General features: G+C 60.5%; 24 protein-coding genes and 2 tRNA genes. 13 read left to right on the top strand and 13 right to left on the bottom strand.

The features are described from left to right. Positions 1–86 precede the first annotated feature (86 nt). Positions 87–1,502 carry a hypothetical protein gene (locus LJE93_08930; GenBank protein ID MCG6949017.1) on the bottom strand — a complete coding sequence of 472 codons (1,416 nt, stop codon included), beginning with the start codon at positions 1,500–1,502 and terminating at the stop codon, positions 87–89. 36 nt (positions 1,503–1,538) lie between these two features. Between LJE93_08930 and LJE93_08925 the strand changes: the two genes are divergently transcribed. Then, positions 1,539–2,807, top strand: a complete 1,269-nt coding sequence (locus LJE93_08925; protein ID MCG6949016.1) for a pyridoxal phosphate-dependent aminotransferase — start codon at positions 1,539–1,541, stop codon at positions 2,805–2,807. A gap of 19 nt (positions 2,808–2,826) precedes the next feature. On the opposite strand, the gene LJE93_08920 is transcribed toward LJE93_08925, so the two are convergent. The 3 genes from LJE93_08920 to LJE93_08910 all read right to left on the bottom strand — a co-directional run bounded on the left by LJE93_08920 (position 2,827) and on the right by LJE93_08910 (position 5,386). Next, positions 2,827–3,825 carry a potassium channel protein gene (locus LJE93_08920; GenBank protein ID MCG6949015.1) on the bottom strand — a complete coding sequence of 333 codons (999 nt, stop codon included), beginning with the start codon at positions 3,823–3,825 and terminating at the stop codon, positions 2,827–2,829. Positions 3,826–3,991: 166 nt separating this feature from the next. Beyond that, on the bottom strand, positions 3,992–4,378 hold the full coding sequence (locus LJE93_08915) for a hypothetical protein (GenBank protein MCG6949014.1): 387 nt from the start codon (positions 4,376–4,378) through the stop codon (positions 3,992–3,994). A 174-nt stretch (positions 4,379–4,552) separates the two neighbouring features. Further along, on the bottom strand, positions 4,553–5,386 hold the full coding sequence (locus tag LJE93_08910) for a polyphosphate kinase 2 family protein (GenBank protein MCG6949013.1): 834 nt from the start codon (positions 5,384–5,386) through the stop codon (positions 4,553–4,555). A gap of 70 nt (positions 5,387–5,456) precedes the next feature. Between LJE93_08910 and queF the strand changes: the two genes are divergently transcribed. Next, positions 5,457–5,864: a preQ(1) synthase gene (gene queF, locus LJE93_08905; protein MCG6949012.1), complete on the top strand. Its 408-nt coding sequence runs from the start codon at positions 5,457–5,459 to the stop codon at positions 5,862–5,864. Between the two features lie 68 nt (positions 5,865–5,932). On the opposite strand, the gene LJE93_08900 is transcribed toward queF, so the two are convergent. Genes LJE93_08900 through LJE93_08890 form a run of 3 tightly spaced genes read right to left on the bottom strand, consistent with a single transcriptional unit; the run spans position 5,933 to position 9,674 of the window. Next, positions 5,933–6,976: a glutathione synthase gene (locus LJE93_08900; protein MCG6949011.1), complete on the bottom strand. Its 1,044-nt coding sequence runs from the start codon at positions 6,974–6,976 to the stop codon at positions 5,933–5,935. A gap of 1 nt (position 6,977) precedes the next feature. After that, a complete protein-coding gene (locus LJE93_08895) occupies positions 6,978–8,885 on the bottom strand; it encodes a DUF1704 domain-containing protein (GenBank protein MCG6949010.1) in 1,908 nt (635 codons plus the stop codon). Then, entirely contained in the window at positions 8,886–9,674 is a 789-nt protein-coding gene (locus LJE93_08890; GenBank protein MCG6949009.1) for an N-formylglutamate amidohydrolase, read from the bottom strand. A 145-nt stretch (positions 9,675–9,819) separates the two neighbouring features. Between LJE93_08890 and LJE93_08885 the strand changes: the two genes are divergently transcribed. Continuing rightward, positions 9,820–10,029, top strand: a complete 210-nt coding sequence (locus tag LJE93_08885) for a hypothetical protein (protein MCG6949008.1) — start codon at positions 9,820–9,822, stop codon at positions 10,027–10,029. A gap of 180 nt (positions 10,030–10,209) precedes the next feature. On the opposite strand, the gene LJE93_08880 is transcribed toward LJE93_08885, so the two are convergent. After that, positions 10,210–11,109, bottom strand: coding sequence for a DMT family transporter (locus LJE93_08880; protein ID MCG6949007.1), 900 nt, complete (start codon positions 11,107–11,109; stop codon positions 10,210–10,212). Positions 11,110–11,416: 307 nt separating this feature from the next. On the opposite strand from LJE93_08880, the gene pyrR reads away from it, so the two are divergent. The 4 genes from pyrR (at position 11,417) to LJE93_08860 (ending at position 15,986) form a co-directional block, all read left to right on the top strand. Beyond that, the gene (gene pyrR, locus LJE93_08875) at positions 11,417–11,965 is read left to right on the top strand and encodes a bifunctional pyr operon transcriptional regulator/uracil phosphoribosyltransferase PyrR (GenBank protein ID MCG6949006.1); all 549 of its coding nucleotides are present in this window, start codon (positions 11,417–11,419) and stop codon (positions 11,963–11,965) included. Then, positions 11,952–12,914 carry an aspartate carbamoyltransferase catalytic subunit gene (locus tag LJE93_08870; protein ID MCG6949005.1) on the top strand — a complete coding sequence of 321 codons (963 nt, stop codon included), beginning with the start codon at positions 11,952–11,954 and terminating at the stop codon, positions 12,912–12,914. Before pyrR ends, LJE93_08870 begins: the two co-directional genes overlap by 14 nt. Positions 12,915–12,954: 40 nt before the next feature. Continuing rightward, complete coding sequence (locus LJE93_08865; GenBank protein ID MCG6949004.1) at positions 12,955–14,181, top strand: dihydroorotase; 1,227 nt, start codon at positions 12,955–12,957, stop codon at positions 14,179–14,181. Between the two features lie 242 nt (positions 14,182–14,423). Further along, positions 14,424–15,986, top strand: a complete 1,563-nt coding sequence (locus LJE93_08860; GenBank protein ID MCG6949003.1) for a S1 RNA-binding domain-containing protein — start codon at positions 14,424–14,426, stop codon at positions 15,984–15,986. Between the two features lie 219 nt (positions 15,987–16,205). Here LJE93_08860 and LJE93_08855 read toward each other — a convergent pair. From LJE93_08855 to LJE93_08840, 4 genes are all read right to left on the bottom strand, one after another. After that, positions 16,206–16,280 (bottom strand) — tRNA-Cys (locus LJE93_08855). 131 nt (positions 16,281–16,411) lie between these two features. After that, positions 16,412–16,486, bottom strand: a tRNA-Gly gene (locus LJE93_08850). A 147-nt stretch (positions 16,487–16,633) separates the two neighbouring features. Continuing rightward, positions 16,634–18,241 (bottom strand): MFS transporter, encoded by a 1,608-nt coding sequence (locus LJE93_08845; protein MCG6949002.1) that lies wholly within the window; start codon positions 18,239–18,241, stop codon positions 16,634–16,636. A 48-nt stretch (positions 18,242–18,289) separates the two neighbouring features. After that, positions 18,290–19,648: a UTP--glucose-1-phosphate uridylyltransferase gene (locus LJE93_08840; protein MCG6949001.1), complete on the bottom strand. Its 1,359-nt coding sequence runs from the start codon at positions 19,646–19,648 to the stop codon at positions 18,290–18,292. Between the two features lie 92 nt (positions 19,649–19,740). Between LJE93_08840 and LJE93_08835 the strand changes: the two genes are divergently transcribed. From LJE93_08835 to LJE93_08815, 5 genes are all read left to right on the top strand, one after another. Then, entirely contained in the window at positions 19,741–20,391 is a 651-nt protein-coding gene (locus tag LJE93_08835) for a lytic transglycosylase domain-containing protein (protein ID MCG6949000.1), read from the top strand. Positions 20,392–20,560: 169 nt separating this feature from the next. Beyond that, a complete protein-coding gene (locus LJE93_08830; protein MCG6948999.1) occupies positions 20,561–21,358 on the top strand; it encodes a TRAP transporter TatT component family protein in 798 nt (265 codons plus the stop codon). Positions 21,359–21,361: 3 nt separating this feature from the next. Then, positions 21,362–22,387: a TRAP transporter substrate-binding protein DctP gene (gene dctP / locus LJE93_08825; protein MCG6948998.1), complete on the top strand. Its 1,026-nt coding sequence runs from the start codon at positions 21,362–21,364 to the stop codon at positions 22,385–22,387. 2 nt (positions 22,388–22,389) lie between these two features. Beyond that, the gene (locus LJE93_08820) at positions 22,390–22,902 is read left to right on the top strand and encodes a TRAP transporter small permease (protein ID MCG6948997.1); all 513 of its coding nucleotides are present in this window, start codon (positions 22,390–22,392) and stop codon (positions 22,900–22,902) included. Next, positions 22,902–24,161 (top strand): TRAP transporter large permease subunit, encoded by a 1,260-nt coding sequence (locus LJE93_08815; protein ID MCG6948996.1) that lies wholly within the window; start codon positions 22,902–22,904, stop codon positions 24,159–24,161. Before LJE93_08820 ends, LJE93_08815 begins: the two co-directional genes overlap by 1 nt. Before the next feature lie 85 nt (positions 24,162–24,246). Here the strand turns inward: LJE93_08815 and LJE93_08810 are convergent, their stop codons facing one another. Continuing rightward, positions 24,247–24,957, bottom strand: a complete 711-nt coding sequence (locus LJE93_08810) for a PilZ domain-containing protein (GenBank protein ID MCG6948995.1) — start codon at positions 24,955–24,957, stop codon at positions 24,247–24,249. Between the two features lie 90 nt (positions 24,958–25,047). Between LJE93_08810 and LJE93_08805 the strand changes: the two genes are divergently transcribed. Beyond that, on the top strand, positions 25,048–25,965 hold the full coding sequence (locus LJE93_08805; protein MCG6948994.1) for a glycosyltransferase family 2 protein: 918 nt from the start codon (positions 25,048–25,050) through the stop codon (positions 25,963–25,965). Positions 25,966–25,991: the final 26 nt, after the last annotated feature.

The raw sequence follows: 25,991 nt of genomic DNA, 5'->3' as shown, positions 1-25,991 counted from the left end.
GCTGCCTTTTTTTCACAGATTCCTCCGCTCGGGCCATACCGGGCCCTCGGTCGGAATGACGAGAGAAAATCGCGGGCAGTCCGGGTTCAGCCGTCGGGTTCCTCCTCCCACGGCATCGGCATTCTCTTGCCCTCCTGCTCATCGGGCAGCGCCCATTTCTTGACTTCGACGACATCCTTCATGTGGTCGACGACCTGCAGGCTGATGTCCTCGACCAGGCTTTGGAACTCCTCGAGAGCCGGGCCTTGAAACAGAGCGTCGAGGATCGAATCGGCGAGCGCGCTCATGGCTTCCTCGCCCTCAGGGCTGTCGAGGGTCATGCTGACCGTCTCGAGTGTAGTGTCGAGAATCACGTCTCCGATGGAGCGAACCGCCGGTTTGAGGATGAAGTGGGGCACCGGCACCGCACGCAGGCTTTCGGACTCCTCCAGCGCCGTGTCGAGGTTGAGCTGGAGGAGCTGACGAAAGCGCTCGATGGTGCTGTCGTCGGTCAGTATCGTCCGGATCTGGCCGACCAGCACGTCCTCGATCTGTTCCCGCCGCGGCTCGACCGTGGCCCGCGCGATGCGCGTGTGTGTGCCGTCCTTGATCTCCTCACCGAACTCGGAGAGTATCCGCAGTGCGACCCGATCCGACACCTCCTCGGTGATGATGTTGGAGATGTAGGCGACGAAGCGGCTGGCAATGTCCTGACCGACCCGTGAGAGCTCGGACTTTCGCAACCGCATGTATATCGAGATGACCCGCAGCAGACGGAGGGGGCGCAGGGCTGTCACCGGGATCAGGCTGAGGAGGTCGTACCAGTAGAAGATCGGGAAGAAGTACCATCTGGCGTAGGTCTTGCGGCGGATCGCGAGGAACCAGCGAGTCATGAACTCGATCCAGAACAGGATCAGAAACGGCAGATCGATCTTCCAAAAGTGGTTGATGAGGTTGCCGTCGAGGTCGTAGCCGCGAAAATAGTTGACTGCCAGGAGCGGTTCCAGATACTCGTCAAACAATTCGAGCCGGTGTCTGAGGAGTTCCGGTGGACCCATCCAGAAATCGTTGACGATTTGGCTGAGCTCGTCCGGGTTTGCGAGCGAACTCGATTGATGACCGGTGACCCGCGCCATTGCCTCTTCGATGGCGACGAGCTCCTCGGTCTGTCCCGACCGCTCGAACGGGTTTTCAACGAAGACTCTCAGGGTCAGGGCGCGAAGCTCTTCCACTGTTCGCGTCAAATCGGTGGGTCGAAGGTCGTACTGCAACTCCTCTTCTGCTTCGTCAGCCTTGTCTCTCAGCTCCTCGGTGAGCGGGTGGGGCTCGATACCGAGGACCGGATCCCAGATCCGTGTTACGACTGGTAGGTACTTGAAATAGGTGGGACGGAGCCAGAGGTAAGTGAGATCGAAGAGGATCAGGCACAGGTTGATGATCACCACCCAGACCATGAAGATGTCCCACAGCGAGTTGACGGTCGCACGGCCGTACTTTTTTCTCCACTGTTCGAAGCTGTACATCGTGTCTCCCCGTTAATCCGACCTTTGCATTGTACGGTGGCGGAATTACGAGTGAGCTACAATTTCATCGCCGACTTCACCCGCAGGGAGGTGACGATGCCGAAAATCTCAGAAAAATCCGCCACCTTACAGGCATCGCCGATTCGCAAGCTCGCGCCCCATGCGCGCGCGGCCGAAGCGAGAGGCACGGATGTCATTTACCTGAATATCGGCCAGCCGGACATGCCGACGCCGCCCGAGATGATAGCCGAGCTGCACGGTCTATCGTTGGCCACGCTCGCATATGCGCCGAGCGAGGGGCTGCCACGGACCCGTGAGGCGTGGAGCGCCTTCTTCTCGAGTTGGGAGATCCAGTTCGATGCCGAAGAGATATTTGTAACGTCCGGCGCCAGTGAGGCGCTGACCATCATTCTCTCGATCGTCGCTGGCGGTGGCGGTGAGGTGCTGGTCTTCGAGCCTTGTTACACAAACTATCTGAGCTTTGCCGCTCAAGCCGATGTCACTATGATGCCGATCACACTCAAGGTCGAGGACGGTTATCACTTTGGGTCGATTGACCGCCTGCGTGCCTGCGTGACGCCAAAAACGCGGGCAATATTGCTGTGCAATCCGTCAAACCCGACCGGAACCGTCTACACGATGGAGGAGCTCGAGGCAGTCGCGACCGTAGCCCTCGAGAACGACCTCTTCGTGATCTGTGACGAGGTGTATCGTGAGTTCGTCTTCGATGGCGGCACACCGCGATCGTTCACGCAATTCGAGAGCCTGGCGCAGCGCATCATCGTCGTCGACAGCGTATCGAAGCGTTTCAACTCCTGTGGCGTTCGCATCGGGTGTCTGGCGACTCACAATCGGGAGGTCCTCGATATCGCGCTGCGTTTCTGTCAGGCCAGGCTATCCGTGGCGACCGCCGAGCAGCTCATGGTCGTGCCAATGTTGGAGCACGGTCGCGCCTACTCGGAGGCGCTGTGCGGGGAGTACGAGGCCCGGCGGGACGCGGTCTTCAATGGCCTCGCCGCCATCGATGGCGTAAACCCACATCGATCGGAGGGCTCGTTCTACTCCATGACCCGCTTGCCGATCGATAGCTGTGAGGAGTTCGCGGTGTTCCTGTTGCGCGACTTCGCGCTCGAGGGGGAGACGGTTTGCCTGGCACCGGGAAAAGGCTTTTACGTGACCGATGGACTGGGCGTCGATGAGGTCCGGATCGCCTTCATGTACGATGCCGAAATACTCAGTCGCGCCATGAAGATCCTCGATGCGGCGGTGGCCGCGTACCCGGGCCGCTTGGCCGCAGTCGGCTAGGTCGGCTCATCCATAAGCGCTACTGAGTCGCGCGCTCGATGCTCTCGAGTGCGTGAGTCGGTCCGAGGGTCACCAACACGTCGCCGGCCTCGATTCGTTCGTCCGGGCCCGGGTTGAAGGTGCTCTGGTCACCTCGCTTCAACGCCACGACGATGATCCCGAATCGTTGCCGGACTCCAGCGCCTGCCAGCGTCTTGCCGGCGAGCTCGCTCGAAGGATGGACCACCACCTCCGCGAGCTCGAGCTCCATCGCGGATCCCGCCAGTGAGGCGTTGAGGAAGTCGGTCACTGTTGGTTTGATCGCCGTGATGGCGAGAAGGGTCCCGCCGTTTCGATAGGGATTGAGAACGCGGTCCGCTCCGGCCAGCCTCAGGCGCTCCTCTGCGCCGTCCTCGACCGCACGCGCGATGATCGTGACGTTCGGCTTGAGCTGTCTGGCGAGCAGAATCGAGTAGACGTTGTGCGCATCATCCGCCAGGCAGGCGATCAGGGTTCGCGCGCGTTCCACCCCGGCCGCCTTGAGTACATCTTCCTGGGTTGCGTCGCCGCGTACGGCCGGAAGATGGTCTTCCTCGAGTTCCCTGCAACGTTCCGGGTCGAGATCGACGACCGAAAAATCGATTCCCCGATCGCGCAGAACCTCGACGACCGCTTGACCCATACGGCCGTACCCGAGGACCACGATGTGGTTCGAGAGCTTGTTGATCATCGTCAGATCCCTTCGAATCCCGATCATCCGCCGGATATCGGTGTCGAGCATGGCCCGTGCGAACTCGGTCGCTATCAGGAGAATGACGCCGATGCCGCCGAAGGCGAGGACGATTGTGAAGGCCTTGCCGGCCGGCGAAAGGTCGAACGCCTCGCGGAAACCGACGGTTGTCACGGTAATGGTGGTCATGTAGAAGGCATCGAAGACGTCTTGACCTTCGATCACCATGTAGCCGACTGTCCCCACGCCCAATACGGCCAGGCCCAAGGCTGCCGAGCGCAGGATGACCCGTCGTCGCTTGCTGTCCACGAGACCATCCTACACGGATAGTTGCCCGATACTCCATGCGCGATGTTGCCTCGATGACACCGGTGCCACCTGTCGCATTGTCACGAGTGTGCTCGGGATGGCAGTGCAATGATGACAATGCGACGAGTGGCACCTTACGCACCGAAGCGGCATGCGCTCTTGGCGGCTAGACCAGCTCCAGCATCTCCAGTTCGTGCCGGGCCGAGTCCTTGCCATGAGTCGTGATACCTTCGGCAGAAATGACGAAGGTCGCCTGCTCGCCAGCGGTTCTGGCGAAAAACAGCCGGTGGCGGACACCCTGAGTGGCCATGTCCAGGGCGCACAGTTCGGGGGTGACCTCGGCGACGAGGCTCCGGCTGCACACCGGGCACGAAAAGTCCCACAGCGAACCCTCCTCGAATTTGAACTCCGGCGGGAGGTAGGCGCGGTAGGATCCCGGTTCCGGGTGGAAACCGATGAGAATGCGATGAGGGCCGCACTCTCCGATGAGCACGACTGTCTCGTCGGGGTTGAGCATGGCCCGGCAGTGAGGACACGAATAGGTCCAGCGCATGGTGGCCCCCTTTTCGAAACTGGCTCGTGTGAACAATATGGGTTCTGAGGGGCGCGCTGCCAAGAGTGAAATGTTGAATTTTCGATTTTGAATTTTGAGATCCCGCGCACCCTTCCCGAGAAACAGGGGGCGGAGGGGAATTGAGAATTAAGAATTGAAAATTGAAAATTCGGGTTATCCGGCGTTCTTTGCTTCGTGGTACTTGTCGCGAATCTCTTCCATGTTCACGTCCGGGGCGGGGAACTTCATGTCGAGATCTCGCATTGCCTCTGCAACGATGTCCGCGATCACCAGATCGCGAACCCATTTGCGATTGGCGGGTATCACGAACCACGGGGCGATGTCGGTGCTGCATCGCGAAAGGGCTTCCTCGTAGGCTTCGGTGTAAGCGTCCCAATGCGGCCGCTCGGAGTAATCCGCCTCCGAAATCTTCCAGTTCTTCCTGGGGTTGTCGATGCGTTTCTTGAACCGCTCGAGCTGCTCGTTTCGGTCGATGTGGAGGAAGAACTTCAGAACCAGGGTCCGATTGTCGGCCAGCAGCCGTTCGAAGGCGTTGATGTGGTCATAGTTTTTCGACCAGACGTTTTCGGGCACCAGGCTGTGGACCCGAACGACCAACACTTCCTCGTAGTGGGAGCGGTTGAAAATACCGACCGTACCTCTCTTCGGCGCGACCTTGTGGCAGCGCCAGAGAAAGTCGTGGGCCGCCTCTTCGCGGGACGGTATCTTGAAGCTGGTAACCCGGGTTCCCTGCGGGTTCATGGGCCCGAAGACGTGGCGGATGGTGCCGTCCTTGCCGGCGGCGTCGCGCCCCTGGAGGACCACCAGCAGCGATCGACTGTCCTCGGCATACATCAAATGCTGCAGATCACGAAGCTCCGAGGTCAGCCCGCGAAACTCCTCATCCGCATCCTCGCGGCTCAGACCTTTGGGCTTGAAGTCGGCATCGATCGCGTCGAGATCGATCCTGGTACCCGGTTCGACGCGAAACTTCTTCGTGAAATCCATTCTTTACCCCTCGCTCGGCGTTTTCGCTGCAGTGTAGTCGATCAGGTTAAGATTTCGGAAGGAGGTCCCCATGGTTGAAGCCGAAGGCATGACGTTTCCGTTCGACGGCCTCGAGAAGGTGGCCCCGGAGGTGCTCGAAACCTTTGCGTACCAGTACGCCGGGAGTGATGCTCTGGTCGAGATCTCGACCGACGAGTGGACCTGCGTGTGTCCCTTTTCCGGGCTGCCTGATTTCGGCACTCTTGCCGTGCGGTACCTGCCGACCGAAGCCTGCATCGAGCTCAAATCGTTCAAGTACTACCTCACGAGTTTTCGCAGCGTCGGCATCTACCAGGAGCACGCCGCCAACCGGGTGCTCGAGGACCTGGTGGCCTGCTGTGACCCTGCCTGGATGGAGGTCGAGCTCGATTACCGGTTGCGCGGCGGCATCCACACCGTAGTAACGGTCTCCCACGGCGATCGCGCCGGAGGGGAGTGACTACCGCTCGCATCCCTCGACCGATAGCGGGCCTGACCCAGAATCACGTCGGCGCGGGCTGATCCGGGTTACAGATTCGACATTTCAACGTTGCCGAAACTGCGGCCGTAGAACTCCATGTAGTCGACCTTCCGCTGCAGCGCCTCGATGACGTAGCGGCAGAAATTGACCTTGGAGAATTTCTGGGCGCTGCCCAGCCCGCCCGGGCTGAAGACGTTGATCTCCATCAGCTTGTCGCCGACGATGTCGAGTCCGACCAGGAACATCCCGTCCTGGACCAGCTTAGGCCTCACGATCTCGGCCATTCGCAGGGCCTCATCGGTGATCTGCGGGGCCGCCAGCTTGCCGCCGGCATGGATGTTCGATCTCATGTCGCCCCCGGTTCGTACCCTGCGAAAAGCGGCGTACTTGCCCTTCACCCGCAACGGCCTCCCATTCATCATGAAAAGACGCGTATCACCCTCGGCCGCTGCCGGGAGATACTCCTGGGCGATGACAAAGCCGTCTCGGCTCACCGCATCGATCATCTGGTTGAGGTTCGGAATATCGTCAGGCCGCACGAGAAAGACGCTCGCTCCCCCCGAACCCTGAAGCGGCTTGAGAACGATCGTCCCCAGGTCTTTGGCGAAGGCCTTGATCTCGCTATTGTTGCGAGTTATCAGCGTGCGTGGTCTGGACTCTTCAGGGAAGAGCTGCAGGTACATCTTCGATCCGGCCTTGGAGAGGCCGTTCGGATCGTTGACGACAATCACCCCATGTCGCATCGCAAGACGTCCGAACTCGGTCGCGACGGTGGTCGCCCACGGTCGATTCAGGAAGTCGTCCGACGGCACGTTGCGCAGCATGAGCACGTCTAGATCGTCGACGGTGATCCGTTCGTTCAGGCCCTTGCCGCCCTGCAGGTCCTTGAAAAAGGTCGTATGAGACGAGTAGGACTTCTTCGGAAAGGTGCGCGACCTCGCCCTGACGAATTCATCGGTATCGTAGGCCAGGTCCCCGACCCCGAAGTAGAAGACCTCGTGGCCCTGGTTGACGGCTTCGCAGGCCAAGCGAACGGTGGTGAAGCCGACCTTCTCGGTGTCGATACCATTGACCAGAAACCCGATTCTCATGTTAGTTCTCCTCCAGCAAGTCGACGACGGACATGCCCTGCCGCAGCCTTTCGAGCCGTAGTAGGGAATCCGTCTGGTTTATGTACCGCGGCGCCAGCGGCGGCGGAACCAGCACACCTCGCCACCGCAGCTCGTTGATGATCGGAATGTGCTGGATCGCAATCTTACCTGTGAACAATGGCTCAAGGCTACCGCCGTCAGCGATGTAGTCGAGGATCTGCCGCAGGCCGCGAAGGTATACAGCGTCTTTCGTCAAGCCTCCACCACGGTGGATTCGGAGAGTGACGGTGTAGGCGGTCCGGTTGGCGAAGCCGTGGGTGTTTCGGAGCTGGCGAAAGGTCTCGATAAAGGTCGCGCCGTCGAGCACGCTCCGCGCCGCCACAACCCGGCCCGCCAGCAACCGCAGGCGGGGTCGGCTGAGGCCTCCCACGAGGTATTCCGACAAGACGGCGAGGCCCTCCTGAAGTGGGTCGTAGCCGGCGAGCCCGGTGTGGAGCAGACGGAATTTCTGTGCGCGGCCGTTGTAGTAGGTGAGAATATGAGTGCCGACCTCGTGTTGCACCAGGGCTTCGACCCTCGACGCAGGGATCCGAGAGTGGGAACTGACAAGCAGGTTGCCTCGTGATACCAGGAGGCCGGTCACGTCGGACCTGATTTCAACTCTGGCTTTGACCTCCCGACGCTGTGAGCGCAAGTATGTGATTTCCTCACGGGCGCGCTCAGCGAAGGCCTCCGCGCCCACGATCCCCGGGGAAGCCTTTTCCCGGCTGCGCGGACGGATCCGCTCGAGGATGTCCAATGCGAGGGTGTGAAGATCATCCTCCACGCCACCGTAGAGTTGCAGACTCTCGTGGAGGAAGCGCGAGGTGTTGCGGTCCTGGAGCATGGTGATCTGTCGGTCGAGTTCGTCCAGCTTCTGGCGAAAGACGAGAGCCAATGCCGGGTCCTCGATGCGCTCCACCGGTGCCCGGAAGAGACGCCGCTTCAGGACCACCGGCTCGACCGGTATCGGCCGGTAGTGAAATGCCGGCACGCGCTCGAACTTGTAGCGCTCGAACTGCCGCCACGCCTGCTCCCCGTTGACCGGCGTCAGCTGGAGGAGGAATTCGTAGCTCTCCGAGGCGGAGGCCAGCATCTCGTCGACCTCCCACACCGCCTTCACCACCGCCCGCCGGCCCAGGGTGTGGAAGTGGGCCGGGTCGACGGTCGTGGAGGTCCGGGCGAACTCGTAAAAGATGCGGCGCAGAGCGACCGACAGCCGGCGGCGCAGGATCCGAAGCACTCCGGGGTAGGCTTCCCCGGTTTCCGGATTGATGTAGATGGGACTGACCTCGAGGCCGTAGAAGACACACCCGGTCTTCCGGGCCTCGTCGGCAGCTATGATCTGTGACAGTCCGCGTGGCCAACGTCGGCTGCTTTCGACAGTCTCGACGCGCGCCCTCTTACGACCGATCTTGACGCGGCGCAGCTCCTCCTCGAACGCATCCGTCAGCGCGGCATGATGCTGGTTCTTCGGTGCGAAGATCCGGAACTCCGGCTGCAGCGCGCCCGGAGAGATCCCGTCCTGGACTGGAGCAGACAATCCGGCCCACACCTCGAGTAACAGAATCGACCCGAATCTCTCTGTTATCGCCTCCGCGACCGTACCGGCGAGCCGCGCGATTCCCTCACGCTGCCGCTTGTCCGCCAGGCAGGTGAGGTAGGAGGCCTCGCTGGTTACCAAGCGGAAGGTGGCATCTTTTTCGGCCTTTTTGGGGCGTCGGTAGACGCAGAGAAAGGGCAGCGGTCGGTCGATCGCCAGCCGGCCCCAGACGGGCAAAGTGCGCCGTACCTGCTTGCCCTCGGAGAGGCGTTTACCGACCACTCTGACGAGACGGTCCGGTATGGTCTTTTCTTCAACCCGTACCACCTACCGCTCCAGCTCTTCGAGCGCGCCGGGGAGGGTTGAGGCGAGGGCCTCGCCGATGGCGTTCAGCTGCCTCTCGTCGGCCTCGCCGGTCCACTCGTCCATGAAGAACTTCTTGACCTCGATCGAGAGTACGCACGCGGAATCGGGGAAGCTCCGATGGGTCCACGCGGCACAGGCCCCGCCCCGGAACTTGACGTTTTCCCGCACGTCAAGCCTGCCGCCGGGAAAATCGAAGCTCGTGAGGTCGTCTATGAACCGTTCGATCAATCGCGCCCAGCGAGAACGGTCACTCATCGTGCCGGTGCCGATATTGACCTGTGGGTTTCCGGCCGGATCCGCAGGGGGGCCGGCCGGACCCTCACGGCGGTGATTGTACGAGTGCAGATCGAGCACAAGGAAGCGCTGGTGCCGTCTCGCGAGCTCTGTGTAGAGGCGCTCGAGCTCGGCGTAGAACGCGTCGTAGTCCTCGAGGCTTCGCTCTACAATTGCTTCCGGAAGAGAGCCGTTCCACACCTCGAGGCCCCAGGCTTCCTCAGGGGTTCGATAGACCGCGGTCTCTCGCGGGCGGTTCAGGTCGACCTCGAATCGCGAGCGAGTGGCCACGACTCTTGTCGGCGCAATCACAGTCCACCGGCCTGTGAAGGGGTCCTCCTCGCGAAGACGAGCGGCCTCGTCCAGCGCTAAATGATGAGCGACCTCTGCCCGCACATCGTGCCCGTCATGGATGGCGGTCGCCACGATCGGCCCGTTTCCGCGATCCAGCGTCCAGATGTTTCGTGCCGCTTGCAAAAGGACCTCCTTTTTGGCCGTTTCAGTCACACATGGTTTCGCACCCTGTGGCGGGATTGTATCTGGATCCACTCAAACATGACCGCATCCCGGAATTGTGGTATTGGTGGACTTGGATCAAGGGACCGCAGAAACTGGAGTTCCAATGACCGGCGAAAAGAGAAGGCGACAGCGGGATCGATTGCTCGACGAGGAACTCGAAAAAAACGAAACCGAGCCGTCTCGGCCGAGGGTCGATCCCGACGAACGTGACGAGTACGACGAATGGCGCCGCGAGCGGGGCAGCCGCGGCCGCAAACGGAAAAACAAGGCAGGCGGCCGTCACAGGCGTCGCGGGAGTGACGACTGGTTTTGAGTGTCGATTCGGCACAATGCTCGTCGATCGTTCTAGCCACCGTCACCGAGGTCGTGGGGTTCTCCACCTTCCCGGGAATCGCGATGCTTTCGGCAATACTCTGAACACTGCGGGCGAGGTAAACCGCGCACGGCGCGTTCGATCATCTGACACTGCCACCAGCGGGAAGCCTGGATTTGGCTAGGGTTCGCCGATGGCTGAAGGCTCGGAGCTGGTTGACCAGGTGAAGGATGCAGTCGCGGTCACGATCAAGGCACCACCGAGGAGGGCGAGGCCGGACGGCACCTCGCCGTGTATCAGCCAGGCCCACACGGGACTCAGCACAGGCTCGAGCAGCACCAGCAGCGAGACCTCGAGCGCTTCGACCCGCCGTACTCCCCGGACCAGGAAGACGTAGGCAATCGCAATCTGGAATATCCCGAGGAAGCTCACCGAGATCCAGTCGATTGCGGTCGGGTTGGAAATCGGCAGTGCCGCGGGAAGGGCCGCGAGACACGCGATGACATTGCCGCCGACCACTGCCGCAGCGGGATCGGACGAGGATGAAGACCGGGTCTGATCGCGTCCGAGCCAGCGCAGGCCGATGACGGTGAGGGCCCACCAGAAGCCGGTCACGGCACCGATGATGTTCCCGAGCACAGGATTCGGCGCAGTGGCGGACCGGCCCTGGTCGCCGGCAAAGATCAGCCACATGCCCGCCGCGAGCGTGGCCATGAATACGATGTGTTTCCGGCGGATCGGTTCGTCTAGGAGCAGCGGACCGAAGACCAGTACGTAGAGAGGTGCCGTGCTTTGCAGGAAGACCGCGTTGGCGGCAGTCGTCAGTTTATTGGCGAGAACGAAGGAGATCATGGTCGCCGCGTAGGCGCAGCTGACGAGAAGGGTTCGGTGGCTCCAGTTTCGCCGCGCAGAGGGAAGGATAAGGATTAGGGTTATGGCAGCGATGCCCGAGCGAAGGCTCGCCACCTGCCAACCGGTCAGCGAGGTCAACTTCACCGCCGCGCCTCCGGTCGAAAAGAGCAGCGCCGCGGCGAGGATCATCATCCTGTCCATGGGTCTCGCGGTCGGGTGTTTGGTCATCGGCGGATATCATACAGTTCGCTGAATTAGGAATTAGGAATTAGGAATTAGGAGTTGGGATCTCGGCACGAGAGGGCCAGACCGTACCGATCCCGGGCGGGTGGGGTGGGAAATTCGAAATTCGAAATGCTCGGGAGGGTGGGTGGGAATTCCTCATTCCCCATTCCTCATTCCGAATTCTCGTGTGTGCTACCATCTGGCCGATGCGAAATCGAAAGCACAGGATTCCGACCTCAAGCTTCCCGATCGGGGAGCATTTTTTTTGGCAGTTGGGGGTGAGATGAAAGGCTCGAATCCCGGCCTGACGATGCTCCAGGAGATCTTGGACGAGGCGGGGATGGCACGCACTGTGGCGCGGATGGCGGCCGAGATCCGCGAGCGCGACGGGGACTCGGTGATGCTGGTCGGCATTCACACCCGCGGGGTGCCGCTGGCGGATCGCCTCGCAAAGGCTCTTTCCGAGGTGACCGGATATGAGATCCCGGTCGGTCGGCTCGACATCACCCTGTATCGCGATGATGTCGGACCCTGGCGGCCGGCCCATCAACAGCCGGTTCTCAAGAAAACGGTTCTGCCGGACTCGCTCGACGACCGTGTCATCTATCTGGTGGATGACGTCCTGTTCACCGGACGCACCATCCGGGCCGCGCTCGACACGCTGGTCGACTACGGGCGGCCTCTTGCGGTGCGCCTCGCGGTGCTGATCGACAGGGGACATCGCGAGCTGCCGATCGCGGCCGACGTCGTCGGCAAGGTTCTCGACACGACCCGCGACGAGGACGTGCAGGTGCGATTCGTAGAGGTCGATGGCGAGGATGGGGTGTGGATCGGGAGAGAGGTCGATGATGACAACTGAGGCGGCCACTGCCCTGGCCCGCAAGGATGTCGTAGGGATCAGTCAGCTCGAACCCGGCGAGATCCAACTCATTCTCGAGACAGCGGAAGAGTTACTGGATGTCGCCAAGCGGCCAATCAAGAAAGTACCGACCCTTCGCGGATCGACGGTCGTCAATCTCTTCATGGAGCCTTCGACGCGCACGCGGTTCTCCTTCGAGGTCGCCGAAAAGCGTTTGTCCGCCGACACGCTCAACTTTTCCGCTTCGAGCTCGTCGGTCAGCAAGGGCGAGACGCTTTTCGACACCGCGCGCAACCTGATGGCGATGTCGCCGGACTTCATCGTCATCCGTCATCCGCACTCGGGTGCACCGCACCGGTTGTCGAAGGTCGTTCCCGCGTCGATCATCAACGCGGGAGACGGAATCAACGAACATCCGACCCAGGCTCTGCTCGATGCCTTCACGATGCGCCAGCATTTTGGCCGGCTCGGCGGTCTCAAGGTCGTGATTGCAGGCGATATCCGTCACTCTCGCGTTGCCCGTTCCAACGCCTTCCTGCTCGACAAGATGGGGGCCGAGGTCCGCTTCGTCGCTCCCGCGTCCCTGCTCCCACTGGACGTTGAGGAACTCGGAGTCAAACCGTTCGTGCGGATCGAACCGGCACTCGAGGATGCGGACGTGGTGATGATGCTGCGGATCCAGCTGGAGCGCCAAAAAAAGGTCAATTTCCCATCGATGCGGGAGTACTTCGATTTCTTCGCGCTCACCCCGGACCGATTGAAACTCGCGGCTGATCACGCGGTCGTCATGCATCCTGGACCGATGAATCGGGGAGTCGAGATCGACTCGCTGGTCGCCGACGGCGCCCAGTCGCTGATCCTCGATCAGGTGACCAACGGCGTGGCGATTCGCATGGCCATTCTGTACCTGCTTGCGGGAGGACGCAGTGAAGCGGCTTCTGATTCGTAACGGGCGGGTTGTCGATCCCTCGCAGGGCCTCGATCAGGGTATGGACCTCCTGCTCGAGGGCGGCGTGGTGGCCGCTGCCGGAGAGCGGCTCGACCAACCGGCCCAGACCAAGGTGTTCGATGCCGCCGGGATGGTCGTGGCCCCTGGGTTCATCGATCTCCATGCACATCTGCGAGAACCGGGGTTCGAGCACAAGGAAACGATCGCCAGCGGCAGTAGCGCCGCCGTGGCGGGCGGTTTCACGGCCGTCTGCTGCATGGCAGACACCGACCCGGTCAACGATGATCCCTCAGTCACCGAGTTCATCAGCAAACGGGCCCAGCAGGTGGGCCTCGCGCGGATCTATCCGGTTGGCGCGCTGTCTGTTGGCCTGAACGGTGTGGAAATGGCCGAGATCGGGGAGATGGTGAGAGCCGGGGCGGTGGCCGTCTCGGATGACCGGAGGCCGGTGGCGAACGCCCAACTCTTCCGCCGCGCCCTCGAATACGCGCGGAGCTTCGATGTGCCGGTTGCTGTCCACAGTGAGGACCTGGACCTGTCGGACGGTGGCTCGATGCACGAGGGGGCGGTTTCGACCCGGATAGGCTTGCGCGGAATGCCGACCTCTGCTGAAGAAGTGATGGTGGCGCGAGACGTTCTCCTCGCCGACCTCACCGGTGGCAGGCTTCACCTCTGTCACCTCTCGACGCCAACCGCGCTCGACCTCGTGCGCACGGCCAAACAGCGAAAGCTCGCGGTGACCAGCGAGGTGGCGGCACATCAGTTCGTTCTGACCGACGAGGACGTGGCCGGTGCGGACTACAATCCGAACTGGAAGACCAACCCGCCGCTGAGAAGTGCAACCGAGGTGGAGGCAATTCTGCAGGCCATCTACGACGGAACCGTGGATGCGATTGTGTCCGACCACGAGCCACATCATGCCGACGAGAAGGAGCTCGATTTTGCCGACGCTCCATTTGGAATCGTCGGGCTTGAGACGGCGGTTCCGCTGGCCCTCGACCGACTCGTGCATGGTCGGGTCATCGGTCTCACGCAACTGGTGCGCTTGATGTCGACCCGCCCGGCCGAGATATTCGGTCTGCCAGGTGGGAGCCTGCGCGAGGGCGCGCCCGCCGATCTGACTGTGCTCGATCTCCGCGCGGTCCGTACCGTCGATCCTGGGAACTTCAGGTCGCGGGCACACAACACTCCGTTTGCGGGAATGCGGCTCAAGGGGTGGCCGGTGGCGACGATCGTTGGTGGAGAGGTCGTCTGGCAAGCCAGCTAGCGCAAATTAGGAAATAGGAATTAGGAATTCGGCATTTTGAATTTCCACCCGCCCTCTCATCCTCCCGGGGGGCCGGACGAGGAATCCGAAATCCGAAATCCGAAATTCCAAACAAGAAATGCGGGCTAGGGTGGGCAGCATTCATGATTCCTCATTTCTAATTCCTAATTCAATTCACCGTATGTGCTATATTTCCGCCTCCCGTGTACTTTTGCGCGGAAAGTCTTCGTGCGAGGCCTGCCATGAGCGACGATTCCAGCAGCTACAACGAGTTCGAGCAAGCACTGCGAGAAAGCTTCGAAGCCGAAGCCCTCAAAGTCGGTGATGTCATCGAAGGAGTGATTGTCGCGATCAAGGGCGACGTCGCGCTGGTGGATGTTTCCGGAAAGTCTGAGGCCGTCCTCGACCGCGAGGAAATCGACGATCTGGGGACCGGAGATCCGGTCGAGGTGGTCGTGGTTTCGTCGGGCGAAGAAATTCGCGTATCACGCAGGCTCGCGCTCGAGGCCCAGCTCAAGGAAAAACTCAACGAGGCGGTGGCGTCAGGTGAGTCGGTCGAGGGTAAGGTTGTCGGCCGGCGCAAGGGCGGCTTCGACGTCGTTGTTTCCGGAGTGCGCGGTTTCTGTCCGATCTCTCATATTTCAGACGTGCGAACCGACGACGTCGATCAACATTTGGGCGAGACGTACACTTTCAAGGTGCTCGAGTACAAGCCTGACGGCCAACGCCTGGTTGTTTCGCGGGCGGCACACCTTCGCGAGGAGAAGGACCGTCGCAAGGAGGAGGCCTGGGCGAACCTCGAGGCGGGAGCGGAGGTCGATGGCCGCGTGAGGTCACTGACCGATTTCGGCGCGTTCATTGACCTCGGTGGTGTCGATGGTTTGGTCCACGTGACCGAGATCGCCCATCACCGGATCAACCATCCCCGAGAAGAGCTGGAGGTTGGTCAGAACGTCCGGGTCAAGATCCTCGAGCTCGATCGCGACAAAGACCGCATTTCTCTCAGCATGAAAGCGCTGACCGACAACCCGTGGGCGTCGGTGGAGGAGCGATTTCAGGCGCGCGGACGGTTCGAAGGAACGATCGTCCGCAAGACCGATTTTGGTGTATTCGTCCAGCTTGAGCCGGGTATGGACGGGTTGCTGCACGTGAGCCAGCTGCCGCCCGGGCTCGAGCTGAATGCGCCCGAGCTCGAGGTCGGGGAGCCGGTCCGAGGCTGGGTGCGAGACGTAGATGTCGACAATCAGCGCATCGGGCTGACGCTGCGCCAGATGCCGGACCGGGATCCGTGGGATCGGATCGAAATGCGGTACCAGGAAGGCCAGACGGTCGAGGGAACGGTCGAAAACGGAGCCGACTTCGGGGTCTTCGTAGAGCTCGAGCCGGGCCTCAGCGGATTGATCCCGATCTCGGAGCTTGGTCTGGAGAAGGATGCCGACCCACGTACAGCTTTCTCGCCGGGGGAGAAGATCTCGCTCAAGCTGATGGCACTCGATCCGAACCGACGCAGGATCAGCCTTTCCGTCAGAGCACTCGCTCGCGAGAAGGAGCGGCAGGAGTACCTGAGGCACATGGATTCTGGCGAAAGCGCTGAACCCGCAATGACGGGTTTTGGTGCCCAGCTTGCTGCGGCGTTGAGCAAAGACGAGAAAGCGTCTGCGGCGCCTGAAAAGAAGGCAGCCGCGAAGAAGACCGCTGCAAAGAAAACCGCAGCGAAGAAGACCCCTTCGAAGCAAGCCGCGACGAAAAAGAAGACCCCTGCGAAGAAAAAGATCTCGTCGAAGAAGGTGGCCGAGAAGAAGTAGGTTGGGGAGATCAAAGTTCGAATTTCGATGTTCGAATTTCGAATATACCGCCCAACCACCCGAGCCCATCGGCCATACGGCGCGACGGCCGAACGGCACATCGCTTGACAAATCTCTCGTCAGACCCGATTCCTCCCGTAGAGCCACAGAGCCACAGAGCCACAGAGCCACAGAGCCACAGAGCCGCAGAGCCGTAGAGCATCGGGTGATTGGGGGGATTGGAGGCGACGCCCGGATTCGAACCGGGGAATGAGGGCTTTGCAGGCCCCTGCCTTACCACTTGGCCACGTCGCCTGGAACGATGATTCTAGGGCACATGTCTGTAAGGGTCAAGAACGCGTTGTTGGCAGACCATTCCGACCTTTTCCTCCAAAACAAGGAAAATGAAAAACCGGCCGAAGGCCGGCTGTTTGTCTTCCGAATTTTGGAGCGGGAGACGGGATTTGAACCCGCGACGTCAACCTTGGCAAGGTTGCACTCTACCGCTGAGTTACTCCCGCTCGAATCCCAGCGAAGGGAGCGTCAATCTAGCAACGACGGCTGACTGTGTCAACACCCCAGGCGAGCTGTCAGCTGCCAAGTGACAGTCATCTGGTGTGAGTTACACCGCTTGGTAATTAGGGGAGCTGACAGCTGAAGGCTTCTCACTACGAACTCTCGTGCCTCTCCTTCATTCCCGCCATCATCCATTTTCGAGCGAGGATGAGAGCCACCGGTGAGATCATGGCAATGATTCCGTAGATAAACCACATGATTTCACTGTGAATCGGCAGTCCGGTCTCGGGATTCGGGATGTACTTCGCCACGAAGTAACCCGAGTAGAGGCCGGTCACGAACTTCGTGAGAAACCAAGGGAATTGTCCGATGCCCATGTAGAGCCCGGTCTGGCCGGGTGGCGCGACTTCAGCGATCCACTGGAGAAAGCGTGGTGACCACATTGCCTCGCCGATAGACATGAAAAGGACGAAGGCCAGAAATGACACGAGGTGCGGGCCGAGCACGAGCAGAAATGTCGGCAAGGCCATGACCAGGGTGCCAACGATCATGATCGTGTAGGCGTTGACCCGTGCGGTCAGACCGGCGACCAGCGGCGCGAGGATGAAGATCAGAACCGGACTGATATTGGAGAAGAACTCGAAGTAATCACTAACTACCGATCCGCGAAACGCCCGGTCGAGATAGTAGGGGATGGTCAGCCAAACGTGCGCGAACAGCGTTTGCACGGGAATCAGGATGAAGATCAGAAAGCTGAATCTGCCGTCGCGGAAGGGGTGGTCCGGTCGAACTCTGAGGTATTCGCCGACCACCAGGAGCAGCAAGGCGGCGGCCAAGACGTAGGTGATCCACGGCGCCACCGCGAGGCGGCCAGTTGTGGCCGCGACGGCAACAGCGATCGAGATCGCCGTTGCGGACCCGAGCATGACAAGCAACAAGTTGGAGGGTTTGGTGTTTCCGGAAGAGTCAGTGGAATCCCTTTCATTTTCTTCGGTGACCTTCCCGGCGTCGGTGAGCTCGGCCGTTTCGCGTGCAACTCGTTCGACCGCTGCGGCGTCCGTTGCCCTGGTCAGAATCAGCAGGGTGATCGCCAGTGCGATCGCGCACAACGCTGTGTAGGCCCAGAACACGGCGGTCAGACCGTTCGGAGGAAACACCTCCACAAAACGGTGGCGAACCATGGGCGAAATGAAACCCGACAGGAACGCGCCCAGGTTCATCAAGGCGTAGACGACGGCGTAGCCCATTGCAGCGGTCTTCGGATTCGTGTATCGCTTCACCCCGGCATACGCGGCCGGTTGATAGAGGCCGTACGCGAGAATCGACAGGAAGAGACCGAGAGCCATGACCAGGAACATCGGCGACCCGAGACCCTGACCGAGGGGCAATGTGCCCGAGAGCGCAATCAGTCCACGCGCGACGACGAAGGCCGTGAAGGCAATCGCGAGCGCCTTTGGCACGCCGATCTTGTCGCACACTCCGCCAAGAAACATCATCGCGAAGGTGATGCCGGCGGTGACCACCGAGTACACCCAGCCTGCGTGCAGGTCGCTCAACCCGACGTTCTCCGAACAGTACTTTCCGAGAATCGTCAGAATCCCGAAATAGACGAGGCCTTCGATGACGTACGGGATGTTGATTCCCCAGAGAGCCTTTGGTGCCTTGACGAACGAAACGAGAGTCGATTGGAGCTCGACGAACGCGTCGCCAATGATCTGGGCCATAGTCCTGGTCTCTCGCGACGGATCGGTTTCAGCCATTCTGGAGTTCTCCCTCTTTACCGCTAATTGAGCCGGCTTTTGAATTCGTCACAGGACAACCGTGTCTCGGATGAGAGTGCCGTCGGGCACTGATGTGCGGGTCGTGGCACGAACGGCCGCGTCGCCTTCCACCGACACTCCGGCGCCAAACGTGACATCGCCCTCGACCGAAAAGCTGTGGCAACGAAGGAGGGACGGAGGACCGAACGGAAACCGCTCGTCAAAAGCGTCAATCATTTTGAAATATCTCTCGTCGAGTCGAATGACCGGTGGCGCAATCCGCCCCGTAGCAAGAACGATTCGTCCATCGGACGAGAGTCCGTAGGCATCTGAACGCACCCCGAGCAGGTCGTTGGTGTTTTTGACTGGCGAAAACCGGTGCCGGCCGACGCGCACAGCCGTGGCGCGTGGGAACAGCGAGATCGCGGTTCCCATCACGGTCTCGAGCTGGAAGACGTGAGGCGACGAAGGGTCTCGCGGGTCGAGGTTCTTGCGGTTGACGACAGTCGGCAGTGGCAGGACACCTCGGTGTTCTTCGAGCAGTTGTTGGAGCGTCGGCAGGTGAATCCAGAGGTTGTTGGTGTTGAAGTACCGATGCCGCTGGACATCCTGAAAAGAATCTGCGTCGCCGGGCGGGCACTGGGCCGATTCTCTCAGTGCCAGGCGGCCGTCGGGCAAGGAACAGAGATGTCCTCCCTTGCGGTCTGCCGGTGTACGGTCGGCGGCCTCGAGCACGAAGTCGATTCCCTCCGTCACCATGTATCCGAGAAGTGACGGGCTGATCACTGCACCAAGGTTGTCGGCGTTCGAGATGAACGCGTAGCGGACCCCGCGTTCCAGGAGTAGATCGAGCATTCCAGAGCCCTTGATCGCGGTGAAGAAATCACCGTGACCGGGAGGGCACCAGCCCAGTTGCGGCCGCGTGTCGTGGACCGCAGGGGTCAACCCGTCCTCGAGGACCTTCGGAACCATATTCTGGACGAATCCGAGCGGCATGCCCTCGAGCACGAGGTCAGGGTATTTGGCGAGTGCCGCGTCGGTGTCTCTTGCGGTTCTAAAGCTGTTCATCATCAGAAGGGGGATCTCCGACTCGGTCTCCTCGCGAAGCGACAGGACTTGGCGGGCGATGAGATCGAGAAAGCTCAGGTCGTCGCGCACCGGGAGCAACGATTTGGCTCGATCGAGGCCCATCGAAGTCCCGAGTCCGCCGTTGAGCTTGACGATGACGACCTCGGGAATCGAGGTGCGCCCCGATTCTTCGTAGGCATCGAAATCTTCTGAGTCTCGCAGCGCAGGGGTTGATCGGATGGAGTCCTCCGCGAGGAGTCCCCTATCGCCGTCGAGAAGACGTTGGTAGTGGAAGCGGAAGGACCTGACTGCAGACTCGGGTGCATTCGCTCGGCGCATGAGATCGACAAACTGTTGAATCGAATGTGGTTTTGATTCTTCGGAAGGCAAACAACACCCCTTTAAACGCCGTTGTCTGTCATAATATTACCGTGGCTCGTTTGGTTTCGATCCTCGTGCTGAGCACGTTCCTGGCTGTGCCAGCGTTCAGCTTTGACGCGTCGTCGTCGGCAATCCCCGCTGGGCGAACCGCCATGAACGTCGCCGATCTGAAGCAGCTGGTTCGAAGCGTCAGCAGGGAGCACGGTGTCGATCCGAAGCTCGTCGATGCGCTCGTTCGGGTGGAGTCGGGTTACGACCCGAACGCCGTGAGTCGTCGCGGCGCCATGGGGCTCATGCAGTTGATGCCGGAAACCGCGGAACGGCTCGATGTGGACGACCCGTTCGACCCGGAGTTGAATGTCCGCGGTGGGGTCAGGGAGTTTTCTCGCCTGGTGGATAGATACTCGGGCAATCTCCAACTCGCCTTGGCAGCGTACAACGCGGGAGAGAGCGCGGTGTCGAAGTATCGGGGCATTCCGCCCTATCACGAAACCCGCGATTACGTGTCGCGTATTCTGTCCCTTTACACCGGCAGGCCTTACCGGCTGACCGGCTCATACCGCTCAGCTGTTCCGGTGCAAATGGTGCGAGGCGGAAACGGTACCACCTTGATTACGAACGTGAAGTCCTCCGAAACTCGAACCCTGTTCTCGCGGCCCACGGGTGATGGCCCATTGAAGGGCGGTTTCGGCACCAGGTAGCCAGGACGTCGCGACAGCGATAAAATCTCCATATACCGTTAGCGATTCCGAGAGTCTTTCGCATCAAGGCGACGAGGTGATCGTGTTTCAAAGGGTGAACATAAATTTTCGGCGGACTGGGACGGTGGTGGTTGTCGCCATGGCCGTGTCGAGTTTTGGATGTTCGTCGATGATGACCTCTGCGACCAGCGGGCTCGCCGATAGCCTGACCGACGCGGTTCTCAATCAGAACGACCCTGAGACCGTTCGCCAGGGAGCTCCCGCGTACCTGTTGCTGATCGACGGCCTGATTGCGAAAGATCCGACAAACACCGATCTGTTGCTCGCGGGAGCCGGACTCTACTCGAGCTATGCCGGTGCCTTTGTCGAGGAACCTGACAGGGCCTCGAGGCTCTCGCGAAAAGGGCGCGACTACGGGTGGGCGGCGTGGTGCGAGAGCGAGAAGAACGCCTGCGACATTTGGGATGCGCCATACGACGAATTTGAGAAGGTCGTTGCATCGACTGGCCGCGGGAATGTCGAGGCCCTCTACGGCGCGGGTGCAGCTTGGGCAGCCTGGATCCAAGCCAACACCGATGATTGGTCGGCGGTGGCCGACAAGGCCCGGGTCGACGCCATGATGCAGCGGGTCGTCGCTCTCGACGAAACCTTCGAGGACGGCTCGGCGTTTCTCTATCTGGGAATTCTGGCGACCCTGTTACCGGAGGCGATGGGAGGAAACCCGGAGCAGGGGCGGGAGGATTTCGAAAAGGTGATCGCGCTGTCGAACGGAAGGAACCTGATGGCCAAGGTATTGCTTGCCAAAAACTACGCTCGCCTGGTTTTTGACCGCGCGTTGCATGACCGCCTCTGCGAAGAGGTGATTCACGCCGATCCGGTAGCGCCGGGCTTGACCCTGAGCAACACTTTGGCCCAGGAGGAAGCGAAAACCCTGTTGGATTCCTCCGAAGACTATTTTGGAGATTGACACATGGCGATTACCAGAACTCTGTCCGCCGCAATTCTGGCTTTGCTCATCGCACTGCCGGTGGGCGCGCAGGGTGTTCGTTTGAAAATAGCCACCATGGCCCCTGACGGGACTCTGTGGATGAAGGAGTTGAAGAAGGCTGCCGAAGAAATCGAGGAGCAGACTGAGGGGCGGGTGTCCTTTCGCTTCTATCCTGGAGGTACGATGGGTACCGATTCGGCGGTGCTGCGCAAGATTCGTATCGGCCAACTACAAGGCGGCGTCGTGCTCGCGGCGAGCGTAGCCACAATCAATCCCGACTTCGAGATATACAGCCTGCCGCTGCTCTTTCGCTCGGAGGGAGAGGTGGATTTCGTCCGCGACCGAATGGACCAGGTTTTGATTGACGGGCTCGAGAAGAAGGGATTTCTGTCGTTTGGTATCACTGAAACAGGTTTCAACTATTTGCTGTCGGCAAAACCGACGAGGACATTCGAGGATCTCAGAGGGCGCAAGGCGTGGGTGCCGCAGGGCGATCCGGTGTCCCTGGCGATTGCCAAGGCGACCGGGTTGTCGCCCGTCCCACTCCCGATCTCGGACGTTCTCACGGGCTTGCAGACGGGTCTCATCGACACCGTCGCTGCACCCCCGGTGGGAGCGATCGCATTGCAGTGGTTCACCAAGGCCAAATACCTGACCGACCTCCCGATTACCTATGTCTGTGGCACGACGATCGTCAGCACCAAGGCTTTTCATCGAATCAGCGACGCAGACCAGGAGATCGTCCGCGAGCTGATGGCACGGGCGATCCGAGCGCTCGACGAGGCCAGCAGAAAAGACAATGCCGAGGCGAGAGAGGCTCTTGCCAAACAGGGCGTCGAGTTCGTCGATCCGACGGATGCGACCCTCGATCAATGGAACGAGATCGCCGCTACGGCAACCAAGCAACTGGTTGAAGAGCGCAATTACAATCCGGCGACGATCGCGATGGTCGACAACCTCGTCAAGACCTACCGAGCACAACGGTCCTCCGAAATAGGCGGCGGCTGAGGATGCAACAGGCTGAGCACTCCGTCGTCGCCCGCCTCATTCGGGCGACGGCGCTCATCGAGGACGCACTCCTGGTGGCGCTGCTCGCCGCAATGGTAGCTCTCTCGGCCTCCCAGATCGTCCTCCGAAATCTCTTCGATGGAGCCATCATCTGGGCAGATCCGGTGCTGCGAATCAGCGTCTTGTGGGTCGGAATGATAGGCGCGATGGTCGCCACCAGGGCCGACAAGCAGATATCGATCGATGCCGTGTCGCGTTTTCTTCCGGCACGGTGGCGTGCCCGTGTTCGAGTGATCACGGATCTCTTCACTTCCGGCGTTTCCGCGGTTGTCGCCTGGAACGCCGTCCGCCTCGTCGTGGAGGACCGGGCATCCGGCATGACTGTAATTGCCTCCGTGCCAGTTTGGGCCTGCGAAGTGATCCTGCCGGTCGCCTTCGGCGTCATAGCTCTGCGGTACCTCCTTTTCGCTATTCGACACGGGGGGCAATTCTTTGGCGGGGAGGCCGAACCGTGATCCTCGTCGGAATCGTCTTGATTCTGCTCGCGGTGCTTGGCACGCCGTTGTTCGCGATTATCGCGGCGGGCGCTCTGGTCGGATTTGCGAGCTCGGACATCGACCTCATGGTCGTGCCGATGGAGATCTTCAGGGTGTCCGAGATTCCGGTCCTGATCGCCATCCCGCTCTTCACCTTTGCCGGCTACCTGCTTGGTGAGAGTGACGCGCCGCGACGCCTCGTCAGGGTCACCAACGTCTTGCTGGGGTGGATGCCGGGCGGCCTCGCCGTGGTCGCGCTCTTCGTTTGCGCCCTCTTCACCGCGTTTACGGGAGCGTCGGGGATCACGATCATCGCAATGGGCGCTCTGCTCTATCCGGCGTTGTCGGCCGCCGGTTACCGCGAACAGTTCAACCTCGGCCTGGTCACAACATCCGGCAGCCTCGGGCTACTCTTTGCGCCCTCCCTGCCGTTGATCCTCTACGGCGTCATCTCCGAACAACCGGTAGGTGACCTGTTTGTGGCCGGGGTTCTGCCCGGATTGCTCATGCTCCTGCTGCTATCGCTGTACTGCATGCGCGAGGGACGATCCGTTCGCGAGCGCGTCGAGCGGACGGCGTTCGATCGCCGCGAGGCGGTGGCGGCGCTGCGTGAGTCGATCTGGGAGATTCCGCTTCCAATCATCGTGCTCGGCGGGGTGTACAGTGGCTTTTTCGCGGTCTCGGAGGCGGCGGCGGTGACCGTGGTCTATGTGTTTATCGTCGAAGTGCTTATTTACGGCGACATCCGGCTCGCAGAGCTGCCGCGAGTGATGCGGGACTCGATGGTGCTGGTCGGGGGTATCCTGATCATTCTCGGGGTGTCCCTCGCATCGACCAACTACATGATCGACCAACAGGTGCCGATGAAGCTCTTCGAGTGGGTGACCGCCCACATCTCATCCAAGCTGAGCTTCCTGATCCTGCTCAACATCTTTTTGCTCGTTCTCGGGATGATGCTCGACATCTTTTCCGCCCTCGTCATTGTGGTACCGCTCATCCTGCCCGTCGCGGCGGGTTTCGGCGTCGACCCGATCCACTTGGGCATGATCTTCCTTGCAAACATGCAGATAGGTTACTGTACGCCGCCGGTCGGGATGAACCTTTTCATTGCCAGCTACCGATTCGAAAGACCGGTGGTTCAGCTTTACCGCGCGACCCTGCCATTCTTGGCGATACTCCTGCTGACGGTGCTGGTCATCACCTACTGGCCGTGGCTGTCACTCACTCTCGTCCGCTAACCTCGGTAGGTCATCTCTAACCCGCCAGGGATGCCGAAAACTCCGAATTCCGACTTCCGAGTTCCGAATTGTCTCCGAGAAACACCTACCTCATCTGGCCAAGCGAGATCTGACGATCGATGTGGGACAACAGGCGTTCCTCGCAATTTTCCCCGAACGAGGTGAATCGGGTTCCGATGCCGTCGATGCCCTCCCGAAGTGGGTTGGTCTGACGCACGACCTCCGCCTGGCCCTCGACCAGTCCTCCCCCGGGGAGTCGGAATAGGAATTCGAAAGTTTCCCCAGGCGTGAGCTTGTCGGATCCCTGGAGGAGTGCTCCAGAGGCCGACAGGTTCACCGTCTGGAAAATCGCCCGATTGCGTTGATTCTTGACCTCGATCTCTGCGTGCATCAGAACCCGCATGAAGACCCTCGGCGCCACCTCCAGAAGATCACCGATTGATTGCCAGAGGCGCGCCTCGCTCCATTCGCAGCAGATGGCTCGGTTTGCGCCCAGATCTACCATCGCCTGGGCGTCCTCCAACAGGTCGGGCTCGGCGAGTAGCAACAGACCGGCGTTACGGCATGCCGATCCTTCGTCGCGCAAAGTGTCGATCAGGTCGTCCAGGGGCAATGTGTCGAGCGGATAGTCGACGATCACGAGCTCGAAAGGGGTGCTCAAAACCAGATCGAGCAGGAAGGGAGAGGGTTCGACCGAATGCACGCTAAACTCGGCGCGTCGGAGCAGGGGAGCGACGCGCTCGAGGCCGGTCTTGTTGGCGCCGACGACCAAGACGTGTTGCCTGCTGTCGGCCATCACTCCATGATAACCCTAAATTGCTCGAAACGCCGAATATGCTAGGATTTCGCGGCCCGAGTACGCGTCTCGATTTTTGCCCGGAAGCAGATGAAACGCGAGGTGAACGCGATGGGTTCCGAACTCGAAACGAGTATGACCGCAGACGGCCGCCCGAGGCCGAAGGTGAGCGGTGTCGTCACCTCGTTCAACGAGGAACACAATATCGGAGAATGCATTGAATCACTTCTGTGGTGTGACGAGATCGTAGTGGTCGATTCATTCTCCTCTGACCGGACACCGGAAATCGCGCAGAGATACGAAAAGGTCAAGTTTTTTCAGCGCGACTACTATGGCGCTGGCGCTCAGAAGAACTGGGCGATGCAGCACGTGGCCAATGATTGGATTTTCCTTTTGGATTCCGACGAGCGATGCACCGATGGGCTGCGCGCCGAGGTCGAGGATCTGCTGGCTGGCGGACCCGAGCACACCGCCTACATGATGAACCGCAATGTCTATATTCTCGGAAAACGGATTCGGTATTCGGGTTGGCAACATGATCAGGTGGCGAGGCTCTTCAAATCGGGTGCCGCCTACTATGAGAATCGCCGCGTTCACTCGGTGCTGCACACGACGGGCGAGGTGCCGACTCTCGACAACCCGATCGAGCATTACATGGTTGATCGGAGCTTTGACGAATACGCCTTTCGGTTGGCCAAGTACGGGTACTGGAACGCAGCCCAGTGCTGGCGAGATGGTGACCGAACGAGCGCTCTCGAGGTATTGCTTCGGCCCACCTGGCGGTTTCTTCGCACCTATTTTCTGCAGCTGGGAATCCTCGATGGTGCTTTGGGCATCGTTTTCTGTCTCCTCCAGTCTTATAGCACCTACATGAAGTTCGCGATTCTGTGGGGCTGGCAGGTCAACGAGGAACGAGGTATCCCTCCCGTGCTGCCCGAGTTCGATGAGGACAACAACACATGGGAAGGGCTGAAGGATCTCGAGGAGCGCCAACAGGACGACCTGTAGCGTGGCCGACGATTGCGGCTCTACAG

Source organism: Acidobacteriota bacterium (assembly GCA_022340665.1).
In the GTDB taxonomy this organism is placed as follows: Bacteria; Acidobacteriota; Thermoanaerobaculia; order Thermoanaerobaculales; family Sulfomarinibacteraceae; genus Sulfomarinibacter.
Note: the sequence above shows the minus strand (reverse complement) of the source record. Positions and strands in the feature narration are given on the sequence as shown.